Origin of the sequence: Sphingopyxis fribergensis (assembly GCF_000803645.1) — a bacterium.
GTDB classification, from domain to species: Bacteria; Pseudomonadota; Alphaproteobacteria; order Sphingomonadales; family Sphingomonadaceae; genus Sphingopyxis; species Sphingopyxis fribergensis.
Map to the genome: position 1 here is coordinate 3641116 of NZ_CP009122.1, position 20281 is coordinate 3661396.

Here is a 20281-nt window from a genome sequence, read left to right on the forward strand (position 1 = left end):
CAGCTTCTTCACGGTTAACGGATTCGCGGAAAGGCGCCAATTTTGCTAACAAGCTGTTAACCAATCGGTTCAGGCCGAGGGAACAGGGAGCTTGGCATGCGTACGATCATATTGTTGGGAATGGCCGCAGGATCGTTGTTGCTGGCGGGACGCGCCGGCGCCGAACAGCCCGCGCTCGACTATGGCGTACCGGCCGATCCCGACGCCCGCGTCTACACCGGCTATCCCGACCGGGTGCCGAGCGAAGTCGAATATCGCCGCGTCTCGGGCTATGACGCCGAGGGCCGCTGGACCGGCACCTGGGACGGCACCTATGAAACGGCCGACGGCCGCCGGTACGAAGGCCGTTATGAAGGCACGGTCGAGGGCCATGGCGCGGGCTATCCGCCGCCGCCCGCCTATGATCCCTATTATCGTGACGGCTATGACGCCCGTTACGACGAAGAGATGGAACGCCGCTGTGGCCGGGGGGGCACAGTGGGCGGCGCGGTTGTCGGCGGGCTCGTGGGGGGCATCGCCGGCAACCGCATAGCCGGACGCGGCGACCGCACCGCGGGCACGCTGATCGGCGCCGGGGTCGGCGCGCTCGCGGGCAGCGCGATCGGCAATGCGTCGGACAAGAAGAAATGCGAAGAATATTGGTCCAGCCGTACGGTCCGCTATCGCCATGACGGCGGCCACTATCAGGGCGGATATTATCCCGGCGGCACTTCGACGAGCTATCAATATGATGGCTATGGATACGGCTATTACACGCCCGGCGTCGTCGTCACGACGATCATCAACGGCGCCCCGGTCGTCACCGAAACGGTCGAGACGTCGACGCGTACCTATTATGAGAATGTCCCGGTGCGGAAACGCTATGTCGCGAAGAAAAAGTGGAAGCCGAAACCCAAGCCTCGCTGCGTCTGCTGATACCCAGGAACAGGTCTGGTCACCTATACTGGTCCAAGGCCCGTCATCCCCATAGATGGCGGGCCTTTTCCTTGCCCGACTCGGCTCGCCGCGCCCCCGCCACGGTTCAGCGGCGCGAAAGCATCGCGCGCGTAGAGCGGCACGATTGCGGGCTGGACCATCCTGAGCCCGCCGAAGGGGAGCGTCCCTCGATGCGTAAACTGACCAGCTTCACCACCGCCGCAGCGATCGTCCTCACCTCGGTCGGGTTCAGCGCCGTTCCCGCCGAAGCGCGCGGGCGCCATCATGGCGGCTGGGGCTATCGCGACCGCGACCATATCAGCGCCGGCGAAGTGCTCGGCGGGCTGTTCGTCATCGGCGCGATCGCCGCGATCGCGAGCTCGGTGGGCAAGGACAAGCGCGAGCGCGCGCCCGATTACCGGTACGAGCCGCCCTATCGCGGCGACGATCAGCGGCAAGAGGTGCCGCGCTACGAACCCGATGCCCAAAATGACATCACGCCGGGCGCCTATGGCCGCGGCGAAGCCGAAGGCCGCGCCGCCGACGCGTGCAGCTGGGCGGTCGAGGGCGAGATGGGCGACGACGCCCGCGTCGACAGCATCACCGGAACCGAGGCATCGGGCGGCGGCTGGTACGTCACCGGCACCGCCTCGCGCCTCGGGGGCGAAGTGCGCAGCTTCGGCTGCAGCTATCGCAATGGCCGTGTCGTCGACGTCAATTTCGGCTGAATCTCTCCGTCACCGGCAAACGGCCTCTCGCCCCGCGGCGAGGGGCCTTTTCTTTATGAACGCCAGCAAAACCAAGGCTGAACGCCAGATAAGCACCGGGTTCAGGCCGGCGTCACGGCCACCGATCTAAAAGGTTTCCAACAGGCCGCGACGACGCCGCCTGCGCTTAAGGAGACCGAACCATGGCTATCAAGACCAAGCTGACCAAGGCCGCGATTGGTGCGGCCACCGCCGGCGCGATGCTGATCGGCGCCACCCCCGCGATGGCGCGCGACCGCGACGGCGACGGGATCGGCGCGGGCGAAATCATCGCCGGTGCCGTCGTGCTCGGCGGCCTCGCTGCGATCCTGTCGAGCAGCGACAACGACCGTTATGACCGTTACGACGATCGCTACCGCCGTGATAATCGCTACAACGACGCGCGCTACGGTTACGGCTATGACTATGGCCGCTATGGCAACAGCCGCAGCGCGGTCAGCCAGTGCGTCAGCTCGGTCGAACGCGGCAGCCGCCGCTATGGCCGCACCGATGTCACCGAAGTGACCAGCATCGACCGCAAGCGCGACGGTTATAAGGTCAAGGGCCGTGTCGTCGTGCGCGACGGCTACGGCGGCCGCTGGGGTCGCGGTGGATCGTATGACAAGGGCAAGTTCACTTGCGACATCCGCTATGGCCGCGTCCAGAACATCAAATTTTCGGGTCTCGGCTAACCCCGTGAACCGCTGACCAATCGGCCCGCCCGTGCCCCCGGCACGCGGCGGGCCTTTTGCGTAACAGGCGGGCGTTGCGGGTATCGCCCACCGCTTTACCGTATCGGATAGCGATTCCGGCCTTGCCATCGCGGATGCATCCCGCAAAACCGGGTCTTTCTCAAAAGGGGTCCGAGCCGATGCATCGCCGTACACTTCTGACCGCCGTCCCGGCCGCCGCTTTGTTGCCCGCCATCGGGGTCGCACGCGGCGCGAGCGCGCCTGCCGTGCCCGCGGCCTGGGATGCGGGCGCCGACCGCTTCTTGCGCCCCGACGTTCAGGGTGGCGATCGCCCGGTCGGCGCCAGCTTCGCCTCGCGTACCGCCGCTTATGGATTGAACGGTGCCGCAGGGACCGCGCATCCGCTCGCAACGCAGGCCGGGATCGACATATTGAAGCGCGGCGGGTCGGCGGTCGACGCCGCGATCGCGATCAACGCGTGCCTCGGCCTGCTCGAACCGACTGCGAACGGCATCGGCGGCGACGTCTATGCGATGATCTGGGACCCGAAGACCAAGAAGCTCGCCGGGCTTGCAGGCTCGGGCAAAAGTCCGCGCGCGCTCGACCTTGCCACCGTGCGCAGCCGCGCCAAGGGCGGCACCCTGCCCGCCTATGGTGCGATCAGCGTGTCGGTGCCGGGCACGGTCGATGGCTGGTGGACGATGCACCAACGCTACGGCAAGCTGCCGTGGAAGGAGCTGTTCGAGCCCGTCATCGCGCACGCCGAGGCCGGCGCGCCGGTGCCCGACATGATCGCTTATTATATCCGGCGCAGCCTCGCCGGTTTCCGCCAGCCCGGCCGCGGGATCGAGGAAATCGACAATGCGATGCGCACCTATGGCGTGAACGACGGCAAGGGACCGACAGCGGGGCAGGTTTTCCGCAACCCTGACCTCGCGCGCACCTTTCGCCTGATCGCCGAGGGCGGGCGTGATGCCTTTTACGAGGGCGAGATCGCGCGAACGATCGACGCCTATTTCAAGCGGATCGGCGGCTGGCTGCGCTACGAGGATCTCGCGGCGCACAAGTCTGAATGGATCGAGCCGCACAAGACCGGCTATCGCGGCACCGACGTCTATGCGCTCGGCGCGAATACGCAGGGGATTGCGACGCTGCAGATGCTGAACATCCTCGAAAATTTCGACCTGAAGGGCGCAGGCTTCCAGTCGGCTTTGTCGATCCATCTGCAAGCCGAGGCGAAGCGCCTCGCCTATGAGGATCGCGCGCGCTACTACGCCGATCCGCACTTTGCCAACGTGCCGGTCGAATGGCTGATCTCCAAGGATTATGCCGCAAGCCGTGCAAAGCTGATCCGCCCCGACCGCCTGCTCACGCCGGTCCATCCGGGGCAGGCGCCGAGCCGCGGCGACACGACCTATTTCAGCTGCGCCGACAAGGACGGCATGATGGTGTCGATGATCCAGTCGAACTTCCGCGGCATGGGGTCGGGGCTGGTCGCCGATGGCCTCGGCTTCATGTTTCAGGATCGTGGGCAGCTCTTCAGCCTGCAGGACGGGCATCCCAACATCTACGCCCCCGGCAAGCGGCCGTTCCAGACGATCATCCCCGGCTTCGCAGCGCGCGGTGACGTGCCGTGGATGAGCTTCGGCGTGATGGGCGGCGACATGCAGCCGCAGGGGCAGGCGCAGATCGTCATCAACCGTGTCGACTATGGGCTCGAAATCCAGGCCGCGGGCGACTCGCCGCGCTGGCACCATGAGGGGTCGTCCGAAACGATGGGCGAGGATTCGCCGGATCTCGGCGCGACCGGCGTGCTGCGGCTCGAAAATGGCGTGCCCGAAGCCAGTCGCCGGAAGCTTGCCGATATCGGGTGGACGCTGGGCGAATCCGACGGCGGTTTCGGCCGTTATCAATGCGTCGAACACCGCTTGGACGGCGATACGCGCGTCTATGCGGCGGCCAGCGAGATGCGTGCTGACGGGTGTGCGCTGGCTTATTGAGCAAACCGGCGCAGGTTAAGGATGTCGCCGCCGGTCGCGTCCGCCGGTCCCGCGCCGGCGGGGGATCGCGCTTGGCGGACCCGGCAACGGCGTTCGCCTTCGCCACCCATAATCCATGATAATTTTCCGCTGTTTCAGCGCGTTCGACCGGCGGCCCGCGTAAAGTTCAAGGCATTTAGCGGCCTGCGCGCAGCCGGATGGGCCACGAAAATTACCGAACACGCTATACGAAAATTTACCTTCCTCATTTAGGACCGGCACCGGGACCAATCCAATAAACCGGCCGAGGTGGGAATCGGGCGGCAGTTGTCGAGTCGCGCATGTCGAATCCCGAGGCCTCCCCTGCCTCCCCGGCCCCAGATGAGAAGCGCCAGCCGCGACAGTCGCGTCTGGTCAAGGCGGCGCTCGCCTGTCAGCGGCTCGGCCAGTTCGATGTGACCATCCGTAATGTTTCGCTGACTGGCGTCGGCGGCCAGGGTCCGCATGCCCTCCAAATCGGCGAGCGGATCACCGTCTTTCTTCCCGGCCACGACGCGATGCTCGGCACCGTACGGTGGGTCGCGGGCAATCGCTTCGGCATCGAGACCGACAAGCCGATCGAAACGGTGCGCCTGCGCGCCGCGCACAATGATCAACTCGTCACCGCGGACAGCAAGGCCGAATTCCAGATTGTCCCGGCCCCGAAAATCTCGACCTGGCGACCAGGCCTGTCGCGCGCCACCAGCCTGCCCGGACATTTTGGCGTCAAGCGCTGACGGAAGTCGGTTTTGGGGTGGTGAGCGGACGTAGCCCTCTCCCCTTCGGGGGAGAGGGTTGGGAGAGGGGGCGGAAGCAGCTCAAGCCCCTCTCAACTGCGGCTAGCCGGTGAAACCGGCAAGCCTTCTTATCTCTCCCCTGAAGGGGAGAGAGCAAGTCCTTCAACGGCAACTATCGGTCGACACCCGCCATACCCTCAAGCCACAGCAAAATCCGCGCGATAGAATTTTTGAATTGCAAATGACTCGCAATAACATATAAGCCCGCCAGCACCGCATCCCGCGTACGCTGGAAAGGGCACCGATGTACGCCTTTATCGACCGCCCGGTGGACAGCCTTGGCAACAGCGGACGCTTCCTGCTCTGGGCAATGCGCGGTTGGGTCTGTGCGGCCGAGCGCGGACAATGTCCGCCGCAGCGCTTGCATCGCGGCTTTGTCGCTGTAAATGCCGCGGGCGCGCTGCCCGACTTTCACGTCGCGATGGCGCTGATCGGCAGCGATGCGGTCGAAACTTTGCTGCTCGCGCCGATGCCATGCCTCCAGATTTCAGAGGATGAAGCAATTCTGCTTGGACTCTGGCGCGATATTTCGCTTGGGGACGTGGCAAATGCCCGCAGGGCGCTGGCCTTGATGGCCGAAGGAGACAGCGTCGGCTCGATCGCCAAAGCGATGGGCGCGGCGATCGACCGGCTGGTCGCGGCGGGATTCGATATGTCGGCCCTCGCGGCCGGCGCCATGACACATCAGGAAAGTTCAAAGTGATGAGTGACCGTATTGCCGAAGCCGCCAAGCTGGCCCCCTCCGCCTCGCTGACCGTCGAGGAGGTGCGTTCGGTGCGCCACTGGAACGAGCATCTGTTCAGCTTCACGATCACCCGCCCGCCGAGCTTCCGCTTCCGCTCGGGCGAATTTGTGATGATCGGCCTGCCGGGCGAAGGCCGCCCGCTGCTGCGCGCCTATTCGATCGCAAGCCCGGCGTATGCCGACGAACTGGAATTTCTGTCGATCAAGGTGCCGGACGGCCCGCTGACCTCGCGGCTGCAGAAGATCCAGCCGGGCGATCCGGTTTATCTGGGCCGTAAGCCGACCGGCACGCTCGTCGCCGACGCGCTGCTGCCCGGCCAGCGGCTGTTCCTGCTGTCGACCGGCACCGGCCTTGCCCCTTTCCTCAGCCTTGCGCGCGATCCCGATATCTATGAGCGGTTCAGCCAGATCCAGCTCGTCCATTGCGTGCGGCAGGTCAGCGACCTGGCGTTCCGCGACGAGCTTGAAAGCCAGCTCGCGGGCGATCCGCTGGTGCAGGATCAGGCGCTCCTTCAGTTCCACTATTTGCCAACGGTCACGCGAGAGCCCTTCCGCACGACGGGCCGTATCGATGCGCTGATCGAAGATGGGTCGCTCTTCGGCCATCCGCTGACCGGCCCGGCCGCCTTCGATCCCGCCACCGACCGCATCATGATGTGCGGCAGCATGGCGATGATCCGCGACCTAGAGGCCCGGTTCGAGGAATTGGGCTTCAAGGAAGGGTCGAACGCATCGCCCGGCGACTTCGTCATCGAGCGCGCGTTCGTCGGTTAGGGCGAAACGCCCTCAAGGCTTGTCGGCGTAAGCCTTTACCAGGTCGAACATATAGTCGCGGCCGACATAGACCGAGCGCACTTCCATGCGTTCGTTGAGGCCGTGCGCGCCATTGCCGTCGGGGTCGCCCCACATGCCGGGGATGCCATAGGTCGGGATGCCGACCGCGCCGAGGAAGGTCGCGTCGGTGTAGCCGTTCGCCATCGAAGGGATGACCTTCAGCCCCGGCCAATATTTATCGACCAGCTTCTGCATCGGACCGATGATCTTCGGATCGAGCGGCGGGGCGGGCGGCGCGGGGCGCTTGGGCGGCAGCTGGGTGATCGTGACGCCGGGGTCGCCGATCACCCTGGCGAGTTCGTCCTTGATCGATTCGATGCTGTGCCCCGGAAAGATGCGGCAGTTGATGTTCGCCCCGGCGCGCTGCGGCAGCGCATTTGGTGCGTGGCCGCCATCGAGCAATGTCGCGACGCAGGTGGTGCGCAGATTGCTATGCAGGAAAGGATCCTTGTTGACGATCGCCTCGGCGGCCTTGTCGGCGGGGTTCTTTGCCAGCGCGACCATCGCCCTCCCCGTCTCATCGCCGCGCGCCGCGCCGGCTTCGGCGAAAAAACGCCGCGTCGTGTCGGTCATCTCGACCGGGAAGTCATAGTCTGCGATTTTGGTGAGCGCGCGAGAGAGTTCGTAGATGGCATTGTCGGGCACCGGCGCCGAGCTGTGCCCGCCGGGATTCCTTGTCTCCAAGCGGAAGTTCGCGAAGGTCTTTTCGCCAACCTGCACCGACTGGCCAATCACTTTGCCCTTGCCATCGCTGTCCCCCCCGCCGCCTTCGTTCAACGCGAATTCGGCGTCGATCAGGTCGCGCTTGTTCGCGGCAAGCCATTCGACCCCGTTGAACGCGCCATTGGTTTCTTCGCCGCAGGTCAGCGCGACCTTGACCGTGCGTTTCGGTTTATAGCCTGCTTGCTGGAAGCGGATCAGCGTATCGACCCACACCGCCGCCTGCGCCTTGTCGTCGGCGGTGCCGCGGCCATAGAAATAGCCATTCTCTTCGACCATCTTGAACGGGTCGCGCTCCCAGTCGGCGCGCTTCGCCTCGACAACGTCGATATGCGCGACGAGCAGGATCGGCTTCGCATTCTTGCTGGTGCCCGGATAGACGGCGACGAGGCCGCCCTCCTTCGGATTTTCGGGGGTTGCAAACAGGGTGAGCCGGCTATCGGGGATGCCCGCGGCCTTCAGCCGCGCCGCCATGCGTTCGGCGGCGAGCGTGCAGCTGCCCGACGACAGCGTCGTGTTGGTTTCGACCAGTTCCTTGTAAAGATCACGGAACGCCAGTTGATCGGGGCGCGGCTGCGCCTCGGCGGCGATTGCGGGCGCGGTAAGCAGCATGGCGGACACCAGCAGGGCGGACAGCGACTTCATTATTTTCTCCCCTGTTTTGCGGATGAAGGGAGCAGAAAGACCCGGCGCCCGCAAGCCCGCGATGCGCCCCCCCTTGCGCGGCGAGAGGCTTTCGCGCAATCCGGCCCGAGGGAGAGGACCAAGCGTGACGAGAATTGATGACGACCCGCCGGGGCTGGTGGCGCGCGCGGTGCGCCGCCTGCTTTTGCTGCTGTACCGGATGCGCGGTTGGAAGGCGGTTGGCGAGGTGCCCGAACCGCGGCGCTTCATCCTGATCGCGGCGCCCCACACGAGCAATTGGGACTTCGTCAATTTCCTCGGCCTGACCGCCGACCTCAAGATCCGACCCTTTTTCATGGCGAAGCTGTCGCTGTTCCGCTGGCCGATCGGCGGCTTCATCCGCCAGATGGGCGGCGTGCCGGTCGATCGCCGCGGCGGCGGCAATGTCGTGCAGCAGATGGCCGACGAATTTGCGCGCCGTGCCGAATTCATGCTGACCGTCGCGCCCGAGGGGACGCGCGGCAAGGCAGCAAAATGGCGCACCGGATTCTATCAGATCGCCATGGCCGCCAGGGTGCCGCTCGTGGTCGGCTTCATGGACTATAGCACCAAGACCGGCGGGCTCGGCCCGCTGATCTGGCCGACGGGCGACTTTCGCGCCGACATGCTGAAGGTTTTTGAGGTATATAGGAACCATAGCGCTCGATTCCCCGAGCGGCAGGCGCGCTCGATCGATGATATCGTCGGCGTCGATGAGGTACCGGACATGCGCGCATGAGTGATGCCCTTTTGCTGCTGGCGATCAATTTCGGCGGGTTGCTCGCTATGATCCTGCTGCTGTGGGGCATCGCGACGCTGATCCGCGACGTGTCTTTCATCGACGCCTTCTGGGCGTTCGGCATGGTGCTGCTGGCGTGGGGGACATGGTGGCAGGTCGGCGCGGACGGGGCGCACGCCAAGCTGTTGCTCGGCCTGACGACGCTGTGGGGGCTGCGGCTCGCGATCCATCTCACGATACGCTGGGCGAGCCACGGCGAAGACCCGCGCTACAAGAAAATCCTCGCGCTCTCGATGGAGAAGCGGAAGTGGAGCTGGGCGCAGACCGCGCTCGTCATGGTTTTCCTGACGCAGGCGCCGCTGCTTTTTGTCACCTGCCTGCCCGCGCAGATCGGCATCTGGGCGAGCGCTGGTGTTCCTGACGGCAGCGTCGGGGCGCCCGGCTGGATCGGCGCGGTGGCGGCACTGGTGGGGATCGCGTTCGAAAGCATCGGCGATGCGCAGCTCGACGCCTTTCGCAAGAACCCAGCGAACAAGGGCAAGGTGCTCGACACCGGCCTGTGGCGCTACACGCGCCATCCCAATTATTTCGGCGACGCGCTGACCTGGTGGGGCATCTGGCTCGTCGTCGCCGACCTCGGCTGGGCGCCCGCGCTCGCGAGCATCGTCGGCCCGATCTTCCTGACCTTCACCCTCACCCGGTGGTCGGGCAAGGCTTTGCTTGAAAAGGGGCTGCGCAAGACGCGCCCCGATTATGCCGACTATGTAAAGCGCACCTCCGGATTCCTTCCATGGCCGCCAAAGACCAAGGTCTAGGGGCTGAGGAAAGCCCGGCCGATGTATCGGCGCTCGGCGACGCGCCACGTATCCGCGCGATATTGACCGCGGCGGCGCGCGAAGGACGCAGCGTTAGCTATTCCGAATTGCTCGGCGACCTCGGTTTCCGCTTCACCCGGCCCAAGATGCGCGCAGTGTGCCGGACGCTGGAGGAAGTCGATCGCCTGTGCGCGATCGACGGCGAGCCCGACCTGGCGGTGCTGGTGGTGCGCGAAAGCGACCGGCTGCCCGGGCAAGGCTGGTGGGTTGGCGGAACGGCGCTGCTGCTCGGCTATGACGGCCCATGGGAGGGTCCGGCGGCGGCGCGGTTTATAAGGGAACAGCAACAGATCGCATTCGATTATTGGGCCGAGCAGTAGGCAGCATCACTCGACCGATATCCGTCATTCCCACGGGGCAGGGATCCCGCTTCTTCTTCCAGTTTAGCTCCCAACCAGCCCCTGCGTGGCGAGCCAGCTCGACAGCAGCGCGAAATATTCGGGCGAATCCGGTCGCTCAGTGCCGTCATTCTTGGGATCGAGCGAAGTTTTGAGGTCGGCCGACATCGCCATTGCATGATCCGCGCCCGCGATCACATGGACCTGCAGCTTCGGCATGCGCGACGCGACGTTTTTCAACCGCTGCGCTGAATCGGCGACCGGCACCACCGCGTCATCGGCACCGTAGAGGACGAGCGTCGGCACCGTAACCGCCTCCAGATTCTTCAGCGGATCATTCTCGATCTCCTTGCGCCAACCCGACACTTCGCGGTCGCAGAAGGTTTCGCCCATGTAGAGATATTTGAACCACGGTTTGGTCTTGATGCCGTCGAGTTTTGTCTGCGCGTCGGCGCGGTTCACCGTGCCGCGCATATAGCCGTCGACCGCCTTTCGCGCCGCGACCATCTGGTCGATATCCGCCTGCGAATAGCCATTGGCCTTGAGGTGGTTCGTTGACGAAAAGATCATCTGGGCGTCGGCCGTGACCACCGGCGCCGATACCGCGATGACGAAGGCGATATCGGGGCTTCGCGACGCAGCGAGCGGCGAAATCCATCCGCCCTGGCTCAAACCCCAGGTCCCGATACGCCGTGGATCGATGCGCGGGTCGGTTTTGAGGTGCTCGACGGCAGCGATCGCGTCGTCGGCAAGGATCGTAAAATTGCCGCCGGCTGTTTCCGAACCCGACTCACCCGATCCGCGCCGGTCATAGGTGAAGACCGCGATGCCGAGCGCGGGCAGGATCGTTTTCAGATGATCGTAGAGCGAGCCGCCGCGCAATGGCGACGACGCACTGTGCGTCACGACGATCGCGGCCACCGGCTTGCGGCTGGCGGGCATATAGAGCGTTCCCGCAAGCTCGGCACCGCCGCTTTTGAAGCGGCTGTTCTCCGTCACGACTTCGGTCGTGGCTGGAGCACTCCATGGCAGGCGAGCGGTCTTCTCCGCCGCCGACACAGGCTGAAGCGAACCGAGGCCCGCCATGAGCGCGAGCAAGCCAGCCGCCGCACGCATTACTTCTTGAGCCCGATCTCGCGCAGCCGTTCCTGCAGATATTCGTCGGCGGTAATCGGATCGGGATAGAGGTTCGGGTGCGACGCGTCGACGCAGCTTTCAAGCGTCTTGATCGGATAGTCCGAACGGAAATGCAGGAAGAAGGGCATCGAATAGCGCGCGACGCTCGCGCGGCCCGCGTCGGGGTTGCGGACACGGTGAGTGGTTGAGGGCAGCTTGTTGTTGGTCAGCCGTTGCAGCATGTCGCCGACATTGACCGCCATCGCCCCGGGCGGCGGGCTGACCGGAAGCCAGCTGCCATCCTTGTCGAGGATTTCGAGGCCCGCCTCTTCGGCGCCGAGTAGCAAAGTGATCGTGTTGATATCCTCATGCGCCTCGGCGCGGATGCCCTTCGCGGGTGCTTCGACGGGCGGATAGTGGAGCAGGCGCATCACGCTGTTCCCGTCGGCGATCGTATCGTCGAAGAAGTCGGGCGCGAGGCCGAGGTAGCGCGCGATACCCGACAACAGCCGACCGCCGACGCGATCGAATTCGGCGAATAATTTGTCATAGGCGGTGCGGAAGCCTTCGACCTCGGCGGGCCAGACATTGTTCGGCTGCTGCGCGGCAAGGCGGTGGCCGGCGGGGAGGTCGCGGCCGACGTGCCAGAATTCCTTGAGGTCGACCTCTTTCGCGCCCTTGGCGATCTCGGTCCCGAACGGGGTGTAGCCGCGCGCACCGCCGCCGCCGGCGATATGATAGGCGCGCTTGGTTTCTTCGGGCAGCGCGAAGAACGCCTTCGCCTTGTCCCACGCCTCGTCAATCAACGCCGGGTCGATGCCATGATCGGTGATCATCGCGAAACCGAAGCGTTCGAAGGACGCTCCAAAGTCTTTCGCGAACTGGTCGGCGGGAAGCGACATCGAAATGGTGGGAACTGCGGCAGTCATATCATCATCCATATTGGGCGCAGGCCAAGCCTCCGCGACTCTGTCCCCGCATGTAGGGCCGCGGGCGTTGCAGGGAAAGAGGTTGGGCAGGGAAAGAGGTTGGGCAGGGAAAGAGGCTCGCTCTTTTCAAACCGGCGATGCTTGCTAAGAGAGCGCATGGCAAAATCATATTGGCTGATGAAATCCGAACCCGACGCCTATCCGTGGGAGCAGCTCGTGCGTGAAGGTACGGGGATGTGGGACGGCGTGCGCAATCACACCGCGAAGCTCAACCTGATGGCGATGAAGGTCGGCGACGAGGCGCTCTTTTATCACAGCAATATCGGCAAGGAATGCGTCGGGATCATGAAGATCACCGAGACGGCTTCGCCTGATCCAACCGCCGAAAAGGGCTCGCCCTGGGTTATCGTTCGCGTCGCGCCCGTGCGCGCGCTTGCCAATCCGGTGACGCTGGCGGCGATCAAGGCCGATCCGAAGCTCGCCGACATGGATCTGATCCGCCAGTCGCGGCTGTCGGTCGGGCGCGTGACGCCCGAGGAGTGGAAGCATATATTGAAAAAGTCCGAGAAGCCCGAGGGCTGACCCCTCGCTTATTGGCCGCGGAGCTTGGCCTGCAGGTGTGCCGCCACCGACACATGAAGGGGGTTGACGAACTCGCAGCCGTAATTGTTGCCATCGGCGCGGCGGACGACGGCCTCCAGCGGCTGAAGCCCGGGCAGGTTCACCCAGATATGCTTGCCGATTTCCGGCCGGAACGACGTGACCATGCGAAAGCCGGTCGACGACAGGTCGAACAATTCGACGTCGAAAGGGTTAAGCCCCGGCTCGCGAAAACGCGCGCGCGCGGTGACGGGAGCGCGCTCGGCGCCGCGGCCGGCGGCCGGCGGCTTCCTGGTTTCGATGGTGCGATTCCCCAACACGGCTTGGTCCCTGCGTTGTTTTTTTGATTCGCCCGCTTTTACGGCGCCGTTGGTTATCGCAAAGTGAAGTTATATGGTGAAATTCGCCTATACCGGTGGCGCGTCGCCGACTGCCATCAACTGGCTCGGAAAAGGCGCTGCGAGTGCAACCGCGGCGCGCCATTCGCCGCTGAGCCAGGTGGCATAATCCTCTGGATGCACGATGACCGGCATGCCCTTTGGCTGGTGATGCGCGACGAGCCGGTTCGCCTCTGTCGTGAGCATCGCGAAGCAGGGCCAATCCTCGCCTTGGCGCAGCACGCCGGCAAAGGCGAAGATCGGCCGCGACGGCAGCGAAAACCAGTGCTGGCGCCGTGCCCCCTCGCCGCCCGACCAATAGGCAAATGCGGTCGCCGGGATCAGGCAACGCAGTTCGGCGTGGCGCAGCGTGCCGATCCAGAAAGGACTTTGCAGATTTCGGACGTGGGTTACCGGCTGGGCGCCCTGCGGCGGCGGCGGGACGCCCCATAATTTCGGGCGCAGATAGCGGCGCGCACCGCCGCCGCCGTCGCTAACGATCACCGGTGCGGGGCGGCCGGGCGCGACATAATCGCCGGTCCACGGGTCATTGCCCGCCTCGGCACCGAACGCCGCGGCGATCGTGCTGGCAGGGACATCGAGGCGGTAAAGATTAGTCATCGCGGGACTAGTCGGTTCCGCGCACCCGTCCGCGACCGGCTTTAACCGAGCTGCGCGCTTTCTTGCTGTCGACGCGGCGCGCTTTCGCCGCCTTGCTCGGCTTGGTCTTGATCCGCCGTTCGGGGCGCACGAGCGCGGCGTCGATCAGGTCGGACAGGCGCTCGCGCGCGTCGGCGCGATTGGCTTCCTGCGTGCGATAGCGGCGCGCGAGGATGATCAGCTCGCCCTCGGTGGTCATCCGGCTGCCCGCGAGGGTTTTCAACCGCTTATAGGCATCGGGGGCAAGGCCAAGCGCATAGACGTTGACGCGCAGCTGGCACGCGGTGGCGACCTTGTTGACATTTTGTCCGCCGGGCCCGGTGCCGGCCAGGAATTTTTCCGATATCGCGCTTTCCGGTATCTCAGCCACGCGTGGGCTCCGCTCCCTCCGGCGCAGCGAAGCCCAAGGCGATGAAGCTGTCGGGAAACGGTGCCTCGGCAATTATAGACGGCTTGACGTCACGTTTTACCACCAGCCGTTCGGCGTGGAGCAAGGTACGCGTCTTGGTACCTCCGCGCCCATAGACGGGATCGCCAACGAGCGCGAAACCGAGCCCTTCGAGCGCATGGACGCGCAACTGGTGCGTACGGCCGGTTTCGGGACGGAAACGCAGCAAGCTGCGTGTCCCGACGACGGCGAGCTTTTCCCAGTGCGATACCGACGGCTTGCCCTTCGGGTCGCCCACCATGCGCCAGCCCTCTTCGGCAGTTGAAACCTTCGAAAGCGGCAGGTCAATCGTGCCGCCGTCGCCATCGGGCACGCCTTCGACGATCGCGAGATATTGTTTTTCGACCTCGCGGCTTTCGAATGCGCGGGTGAAGCGGCCGTGCGCCTTGGGATTGCGCGCGAGAAGCAGGCAGCCCGAAGTGTCGCGGTCGAGCCGGTGGACCGCGAGCGGCCACCGCTTGAACCCGAACTTGAGCAGATCGAGATGATTTTCGAGGCTGATGCTGCCGTCGCGCGGGGCGTCGACGGGCAGGCCAGCGGGCTTGTCGATGACGAGGGCCTCGCCGTCGAGGAACAGGACACGGTCTGAAAGGAGCATGGCGCGCTATAGGCGGGCCGGCGTTCAGTCGAAAGCGTAAACGTCGTGCGGAAAGGGGACGGCGGCTTTGGGGTGGGAAACGGACGTAGCCCTCTCCCCTTCAGGGGAGAGGGTTGGGAGAGGGGGCGGAAGCAGCTCAAGCCCCTCTCAACTGCGGCTAGCCGGTAAAACCGGCAAGCCTTCGTATCTCTCCCCTGAAGGGGAGAGAGCAAATCCTTCAACGGCCGCAACCGGTCGCTAGCCGCCATTTGTAGCATCCCCCTCAGCAACGCCCGCGCCAAAAAGACACCCAGCCCAGCGAGGGGGACCTCCGCCGGACTGGGCTCCCGCGCCATCATCGGCGGGCCAAACGAAAGGAACCGGCTCGCGAGATAGCGTTCGGGTCAGGCAGCCTGCTTCAGTTCACCGATCGCGGCGGTCGCGCGGTTCAGCGCTTCGCCGTCCATCATCTGCTGGTCGGCGGCGATGATCGAGACATCGGTGATGCCGACGAAGCCGAGGACGTGGCGCAGATAACCGGTCGCGAAATCATAGTCGCTGCCCACGGGAACGCCGCCCGATGCGACGACCAGATAGGCCTTCTTGCCGGTCAGCAGGCCTTCGGGGCCGGCTTGGGTGTAGCGGAAGGTGCGGCGGGCGCGGGCGATCAGGTCGATCCAGGCTTTGAGCGCGGCGGGGATCGCGAAATTATAGACGGGTACACCGATGACGATCGTGTCGGCAGCTTCAAGCTCGGCAATCAGTTCGTCCGAGCTGGCCAGCAGCGCCTTTTGTTCGTCGCTGCGATCGGCGTCGTCGGTGAAGTTCGCGCCGACCCAGCCTTCGGTCAGCAGCGCGGGCGGGGTGAGCGCGAGGTCGCGATGGACCACCTTGGCGCCATAGCCCTGTTCGAGCAGATGGTTGACGAGCTGGCCCGAAAGCTGGCGCGTGGTCGACCCGTCGTTGCGGGCGCTGGCATCGATACGAAGAATATTGGTCATCGAACTACTCCTTGTTTGTAATCGGGGTTGTCAGCTGGGGAGAGGGGTGCCGCGAGCCCGGGGGAACTCGCGGCACAGGGTGGGCCGCCGTCAGGGAGGGGGACGTCGGCGGCCCGAGGGCTTTTTCAGAGGCTGTCCACGAGCACCAGTTCGGCGTCGTCGAGCGCCTCGACCATGATCGTGCCGACATCGCGGAGCGCGATGCCGTCGCGGGGATCGGCATCCTCGCCGTTCACGCGGATGCGGCCCTTGGCGGCGACCAGATAGGCGTGGCGCCCGGCTTCGAGGTCGTAGGAGACGCTCTCGCCGGCGTTCACCGTCGCCGCAGCGACGCGGGCGTTGGCACGGATCGGCAACGCTTCGTCGCCTTCGATGCCGCTCGCCAGGGTGATGAACTGGCCCGAACGGTCATTCTTGGGAAACTGACGCGCCCCCCAGCCGGGATTGCCGCCGTCACGGTCGGGCATGATCCAGATCTGGAACAGCGTCGTTTCTTCGTCCTCGAGGTTGAACTCGCTGTGCGTGACGCCGGTGCCGGCGCTCATCACCTGGACGTCGCCCGCTGCGGTGCGGCCGGTGTTGCCCATGCTGTCGCGGTGCGTGATCGCGCCGGTGCGGACATAGGTGATGATTTCCATGTCACGGTGCGGATGCGGGGGGAAACCCGCCTGCGCCGCGATGGCATCGTCGTTCCAGACACGGAGTGCGCCCCAGCCCATACGTTTTGGGTCGTGATAATTGGCGAATGAGAAATGGTGACGGGCGTCGAGCCAGCCGTGGTTGGCGTGGCCCAGCGTGTCGAATTTGCGGATGTCGATCATGGCCTTGTCCTTTCTTGGTGGCCGCCCTGGTGTTTTAGGTGCCCGGTGGCGCTCATCTGTTGAGGACAAAATAGGCATTTCGATCGTTTCTAAAATAGCGTAGATGGAAAACCATCGTTTCCATTCAGGAGCTATCGCGTGGCGCTTCCCGACTATGAAGGCTGGGCCTGTTTCGTCGCCGTGGCCGATGGCGGCAGCTTTACCGCGGCCGCGGCATCGCTCGGGCTGTCGAAGGCGAGCGTGTCGAAGGCGGTGACGCGGCTCGAAGCATCATTGGGCATCACCCTGCTGCACCGAAGCTCACGCGTCGTCGCTGTGTCGACGGCAGGCGCGGGGCTGCTCGACGAGGCGCGCGCGATGGTCGCGGCGGCGACCGCGGCGACCGAGGCGGCGCGCGGCGACCGCGTCGACCTGGCGGGGCCGATCCGCCTCGCCGCGCCGATGAGTTTCGGGATCAAGGTGCTCGGCCCGCCCCTCGCGGCGTTCCTCGAACAGCATCCCGCGGTCGAGATCGAGGTGCTGCTGAGCGACGCGCGCAACGACCCCGTCGCCGAAGGGATTGACCTGACGCTGCGCATTTCGCCACTCGCCGATTCGAGCCTGCTCGCGCGCACGATCGCGCCGGTAGCGGCGTCCGTAATCGCGAGCCCCGCCTACCTTGATAAGCATGGCACGCCCAAGCACCCGCTCGAACTCGCGGGCCACCGGCTGATCGGCTACGGCCACCGCCAGCGCGCAATGCCGCTGCATTTCCATCGCAAGGGCGAAGAGGCGACGGTGCTGCCGACCGGGCCTTTGTTCGCAAACAATGGCGATATCGCGGTGCCGCTGGTCGTCGCCGGGGTGGGGATCGCCTCCCTGCCCGACTTCATCGCGGCCGAAGCACTGGCGTCGGGCGCGGTGGTTCCGATCCTGACCGACTGGTCGTTGCCGCAGTCGTACCTGCACCTGCTGTCGCCGCCTTCTCGGCTGCGTCCGGCGCGCGTGCGGGCGCTTTCGGATCATCTGGTCGACGCGCTCAAGATTTCCTGCACCGGCGCGCATGATCATTATCTGGCGCTCCACGGAAGGTAAAAGTCGGCGCAACCAGTGTTGCAAAATGGCCGCGACTCGTTGAGTCCTGCGGGTTAAATCAAAATTAACCTTTTCCCTTCATTAGTTTCGTGGTTAATGTTCCGGCAGTCCTGCAACGGGGGGTTGGTCGGTGACATCCTTGGTGGTCACGCGATCGGTTCGCGGGATTATCGTGGAAAAAGGGGTGCCCAATGCGCGTACTGCTGATCGAGGACGAGCCGACGACCGCGAAAGCGATCGATACGATGCTCACGACCGAAGGCTTCAACGTCTATACCACCGATCTGGGTGAGGAAGGCTTGGACCTGGGTAAGCTCTATGATTACGATATCATCCTGCTCGACCTGAACCTGCCCGACATGCACGGCTATGATGTGCTGAAAAAGCTCCGCACCGCCAAGGTGCAGACGCCGGTGCTGATCCTGTCGGGCATTTCGGAAATGGATTCGAAGGTGCGCTCGTTCGGCTTCGGCGCCGACGATTATGTCACCAAGCCGTTCCACCGCGACGAACTGGTCGCCCGCATCCACGCGGTTGTCCGGCGGTCGAAGGGCCACAGCCAGAGCGTCATCAAGACGGGCAAGCTGGCGGTCAACCTCGACACCAAGACGGTCGAGGTCGACACGACGCGCGTGCATCTGACCGGCAAGGAATATCAGATGCTCGAGCTGCTGAGCCTCCGCAAAGGCACGACGCTCACCAAGGAAATGTTCCTGAACCACCTTTATGGCGGGATGGACGAGCCCGAACTGAAGATCATCGACGTCTTCATCTGCAAGCTGCGTAAGAAACTCGCGCTCGCCTGCCACGGCGAAAATTATATCGAGACGGTCTGGGGCCGCGGTTATGTCCTTCGCGATATCGACGACGAAGGCAATGAAGTGCGCCGCGTCGCCTGACGCGGAACGCTTCGCGCAAGTTTACCGAGGGAAGCCGGCGCGGAGCGATCCGCGCCGGTTTTCTTTTGGGTGGTGTTTGCGGTGTGAGCTGGAAGGCCGCTAACGACCAATGGCGTTCGCTCCATTTAATACTTCGTCATCCCCGCGAAAGCGGGGATCCAGCGCGCCCGTCGGCTGGCCTAGCCCCTGGGTTCCCGCTTTCGCGGGAATGACGAATGTGGGGGCGTCCGCTCACCACCCCTTACCGGCCATTCCCGGTGCCCGTCTCTACCGCCCGCCCGCATCACGCCCGCGATTACGTCAGTCGGTGAATCGGACCGAATTGCGCAACCGCAGCGCCCAAAAAGGGAAGCGCGACGAGCCAGAGGCGCACGCCCGTCACGCCGAGCGGGCTCGCGATGCTGATCGCCGCGGTCGCGCCGAGGCCGGCGCAGATGAGGAGCAGCCCGACGATCAGACGCCAGTGCGGCACCTCGCCGCTGCCCTTGCTCGCGCGTTCGTAGCGCGCGAAGAGCATGATCAGCGGGAAGAGCGCGGCGATGTAGAGGATGAACCAGACCGGACGGGCAAGCCACCATGCTGCGCTGCCCGGCGCCACATCGAGGCCGATGCCGCCGAGCAGCCACGCCGCGATCATCACGAGGACAAAGGCGGTGAGATGCCAGAGATATATCGTCATGATCATGCCGTTGACGAGCACGACGCCGGTCCAGATACGGAGATTGCCCAGCATCCGCCGCCCCGCGGGTTCGAGCGCGAGCGCGAAGCCCGCCTGCGCGATGCCGAGCGCAAGCAAGGCGAGCGTCGGGGGCATCGAGTTGCTGAGGCCGCTTCCCGGCACGCCGATCATCGCGACCGGATAGGGCCCGAAGCCGACGAGCAGCCCGAGCGCGACCAGCCCGCCGATGCCCCATAAAAGCGCCCTGTCCGGCGCCAGCCGTCCCTCGCTCCACGCAAAGCCGAGCTGGTGGATCGCGAGCCAAACGAAGGCGAAGTTGAGGAAATTGACGTAGGGCACATCGAAACGCAGCGCCGCGACGTCGATCGCCACCGCGCCCGCGACGAGCGCCCAGAAGGAGGCGAAGCCCCAGCGCTTCCACGCCCGCCAGGTCAGCGGCACGACCGCGGCGACCATCAGATAGACCGACAGGAACCACACCGGGATCAGCGCAAGTTGTGCCGCCATCGCGACGACGCCGCGCTCGATCCCCGCCAGCGTCCCGAACATTGCAACGAGCGTCCAGATCAGGAATAGGGGTAGCACCGGGTTGATCAGTCGCTGGAGCCGCCCGCTGTACCAGCTTTCATAGCTGCCGCCCTTGCGCTGCGTCGCGGCCCACGACACGCCGTTCGAAAAGCCGCCGACGAGGAAGAAGAGCGGCATGACCTGGAAACCCCAGGTCAGCCACTGCGTCCAAGGGAGGATGCCGAGCAGATGGCCACCCTCGACCGCGCCGTCCTTCATATAGGGCGCGGCGACGAGCCAGTGACCGACGACGACCGCCAGAATCGACAGCGCGCGGAGGAAATCGACGTAGCGATTGCGTTCGGGCGGCGCCTGCTGCGCCATCTCCCGCGCCCGCGACCAGATGCTTTTGCGAACAACGCCAGTGGCTTCGCTCAAGATACCGCCCCTCCCCAGATCGAAACCACAAGCTAGTCTCGCCAAGCCGCAACGCAAGCCTTTGCCTTGGCGCG

The 20281-nt window shown here is 64.8% G+C and carries 23 protein-coding genes; 13 read left to right on the plus strand and 10 right to left on the minus strand.

The features are described from left to right. Positions 1-96 precede the first annotated feature (96 nt). The 7 genes from SKP52_RS16930 (at position 97) to SKP52_RS16960 (ending at position 6686) form a co-directional block, all read left to right on the plus strand. Positions 97-915, plus strand: a complete 819-nt coding sequence (locus SKP52_RS16930; RefSeq protein ID WP_039576666.1) for a glycine zipper 2TM domain-containing protein — start codon at positions 97-99, stop codon at positions 913-915. 191 nt (positions 916-1106) lie between these two features. Next, positions 1107-1643 (plus strand): hypothetical protein, encoded by a 537-nt coding sequence (locus SKP52_RS24735; protein WP_052208456.1) that lies wholly within the window; start codon positions 1107-1109, stop codon positions 1641-1643. A gap of 182 nt (positions 1644-1825) precedes the next feature. Next, positions 1826-2353 (plus strand): hypothetical protein, encoded by a 528-nt coding sequence (locus tag SKP52_RS16940; protein ID WP_039576669.1) that lies wholly within the window; start codon positions 1826-1828, stop codon positions 2351-2353. A 179-nt stretch (positions 2354-2532) separates the two neighbouring features. Continuing rightward, positions 2533-4353, plus strand: a complete 1821-nt coding sequence (locus tag SKP52_RS16945; protein ID WP_039581442.1) for a gamma-glutamyltransferase family protein — start codon at positions 2533-2535, stop codon at positions 4351-4353. A gap of 320 nt (positions 4354-4673) precedes the next feature. Then, positions 4674-5108, plus strand: coding sequence for a PilZ domain-containing protein (locus tag SKP52_RS16950; protein WP_039576672.1), 435 nt, complete (start codon positions 4674-4676; stop codon positions 5106-5108). A 304-nt stretch (positions 5109-5412) separates the two neighbouring features. Then, positions 5413-5871 carry a hypothetical protein gene (locus tag SKP52_RS16955; protein WP_052208458.1) on the plus strand — a complete coding sequence of 153 codons (459 nt, stop codon included), beginning with the start codon at positions 5413-5415 and terminating at the stop codon, positions 5869-5871. Next, positions 5871-6686 carry a ferredoxin--NADP reductase gene (locus tag SKP52_RS16960; RefSeq protein WP_039576675.1) on the plus strand — a complete coding sequence of 272 codons (816 nt, stop codon included), beginning with the start codon at positions 5871-5873 and terminating at the stop codon, positions 6684-6686. The genes SKP52_RS16955 and SKP52_RS16960 overlap by 1 nt, the downstream gene beginning before the upstream one ends. Positions 6687-6698: 12 nt before the next feature. Here SKP52_RS16960 and SKP52_RS16965 read toward each other — a convergent pair whose 3' ends face one another. After that, positions 6699-8111, minus strand: coding sequence for a M20/M25/M40 family metallo-hydrolase (locus SKP52_RS16965; protein WP_039576677.1), 1413 nt, complete (start codon positions 8109-8111; stop codon positions 6699-6701). Positions 8112-8235: 124 nt separating this feature from the next. Between SKP52_RS16965 and SKP52_RS16970 the strand changes: the two genes are divergently transcribed. From SKP52_RS16970 to SKP52_RS16980, 3 genes are read left to right on the plus strand one after another with little or no spacing between them, the layout of a single operon-like run. After that, on the plus strand, positions 8236-8868 hold the full coding sequence (locus SKP52_RS16970; RefSeq protein WP_052208460.1) for a lysophospholipid acyltransferase family protein: 633 nt from the start codon (positions 8236-8238) through the stop codon (positions 8866-8868). Further along, a complete protein-coding gene (locus SKP52_RS16975) occupies positions 8865-9683 on the plus strand; it encodes a DUF1295 domain-containing protein (RefSeq protein WP_039576679.1) in 819 nt (272 codons plus the stop codon). Before SKP52_RS16970 ends, SKP52_RS16975 begins: the two co-directional genes overlap by 4 nt. Next, entirely contained in the window at positions 9659-10063 is a 405-nt protein-coding gene (locus SKP52_RS16980) for a hypothetical protein (protein WP_039576681.1), read from the plus strand. The genes SKP52_RS16975 and SKP52_RS16980 overlap by 25 nt, the downstream gene beginning before the upstream one ends. A 63-nt stretch (positions 10064-10126) precedes the next feature. Here SKP52_RS16980 and SKP52_RS16985 read toward each other — a convergent pair whose 3' ends face one another. Both SKP52_RS16985 and SKP52_RS16990 read right to left on the minus strand, forming a co-directional pair. Next, positions 10127-11197, minus strand: a complete 1071-nt coding sequence (locus SKP52_RS16985; protein ID WP_039576685.1) for an alpha/beta hydrolase family protein — start codon at positions 11195-11197, stop codon at positions 10127-10129. Beyond that, the gene (locus tag SKP52_RS16990; protein WP_039581452.1) at positions 11197-12126 is read right to left on the minus strand and encodes an isopenicillin N synthase family dioxygenase; all 930 of its coding nucleotides are present in this window, start codon (positions 12124-12126) and stop codon (positions 11197-11199) included. The genes SKP52_RS16985 and SKP52_RS16990 overlap by 1 nt, the downstream gene beginning before the upstream one ends. A 156-nt stretch (positions 12127-12282) precedes the next feature. Here SKP52_RS16990 and SKP52_RS16995 point away from each other — a divergent pair, with 156 nt between their 5' ends. Then, positions 12283-12708, plus strand: a complete 426-nt coding sequence (locus tag SKP52_RS16995; protein ID WP_039576686.1) for an EVE domain-containing protein — start codon at positions 12283-12285, stop codon at positions 12706-12708. A gap of 8 nt (positions 12709-12716) precedes the next feature. Here the strand turns inward: SKP52_RS16995 and SKP52_RS17000 are convergent, their stop codons facing one another. The 6 genes from SKP52_RS17000 to SKP52_RS17025 form a co-directional block, all read right to left on the minus strand. After that, positions 12717-13046: a PilZ domain-containing protein gene (locus tag SKP52_RS17000; protein WP_160292439.1), complete on the minus strand. Its 330-nt coding sequence runs from the start codon at positions 13044-13046 to the stop codon at positions 12717-12719. Between the two features lie 87 nt (positions 13047-13133). Further along, positions 13134-13724: an SOS response-associated peptidase gene (locus tag SKP52_RS17005; RefSeq protein ID WP_039576689.1), complete on the minus strand. Its 591-nt coding sequence runs from the start codon at positions 13722-13724 to the stop codon at positions 13134-13136. A 7-nt stretch (positions 13725-13731) separates the two neighbouring features. Beyond that, entirely contained in the window at positions 13732-14133 is a 402-nt protein-coding gene (arfB, locus tag SKP52_RS17010) for an alternative ribosome rescue aminoacyl-tRNA hydrolase ArfB (RefSeq protein ID WP_039576692.1), read from the minus strand. Continuing rightward, complete coding sequence (locus tag SKP52_RS17015; protein WP_039576695.1) at positions 14126-14809, minus strand: RluA family pseudouridine synthase; 684 nt, start codon at positions 14807-14809, stop codon at positions 14126-14128. The genes arfB and SKP52_RS17015 overlap by 8 nt, the downstream gene beginning before the upstream one ends. Positions 14810-15192: 383 nt before the next feature. After that, positions 15193-15789 carry an FMN-dependent NADH-azoreductase gene (locus SKP52_RS17020; protein ID WP_039576699.1) on the minus strand — a complete coding sequence of 199 codons (597 nt, stop codon included), beginning with the start codon at positions 15787-15789 and terminating at the stop codon, positions 15193-15195. A 125-nt stretch (positions 15790-15914) separates the two neighbouring features. Continuing rightward, entirely contained in the window at positions 15915-16610 is a 696-nt protein-coding gene (locus SKP52_RS17025; protein ID WP_039576702.1) for a pirin family protein, read from the minus strand. 138 nt (positions 16611-16748) lie between these two features. Here SKP52_RS17025 and SKP52_RS17030 point away from each other — a divergent pair, with 138 nt between their 5' ends. Continuing rightward, the gene (locus tag SKP52_RS17030) at positions 16749-17684 is read left to right on the plus strand and encodes a LysR family transcriptional regulator (RefSeq protein WP_039576705.1); all 936 of its coding nucleotides are present in this window, start codon (positions 16749-16751) and stop codon (positions 17682-17684) included. 191 nt (positions 17685-17875) lie between these two features. Next, positions 17876-18583: a response regulator transcription factor CtrA gene (gene ctrA / locus SKP52_RS17035; RefSeq protein ID WP_037513859.1), complete on the plus strand. Its 708-nt coding sequence runs from the start codon at positions 17876-17878 to the stop codon at positions 18581-18583. Positions 18584-18878: 295 nt separating this feature from the next. Here the strand turns inward: ctrA and SKP52_RS17040 are convergent, their stop codons facing one another. Then, positions 18879-20207, minus strand: coding sequence for an acyltransferase family protein (locus SKP52_RS17040; protein WP_148309175.1), 1329 nt, complete (start codon positions 20205-20207; stop codon positions 18879-18881). Between the last annotated feature and the right edge of the window lie 74 nt (positions 20208-20281).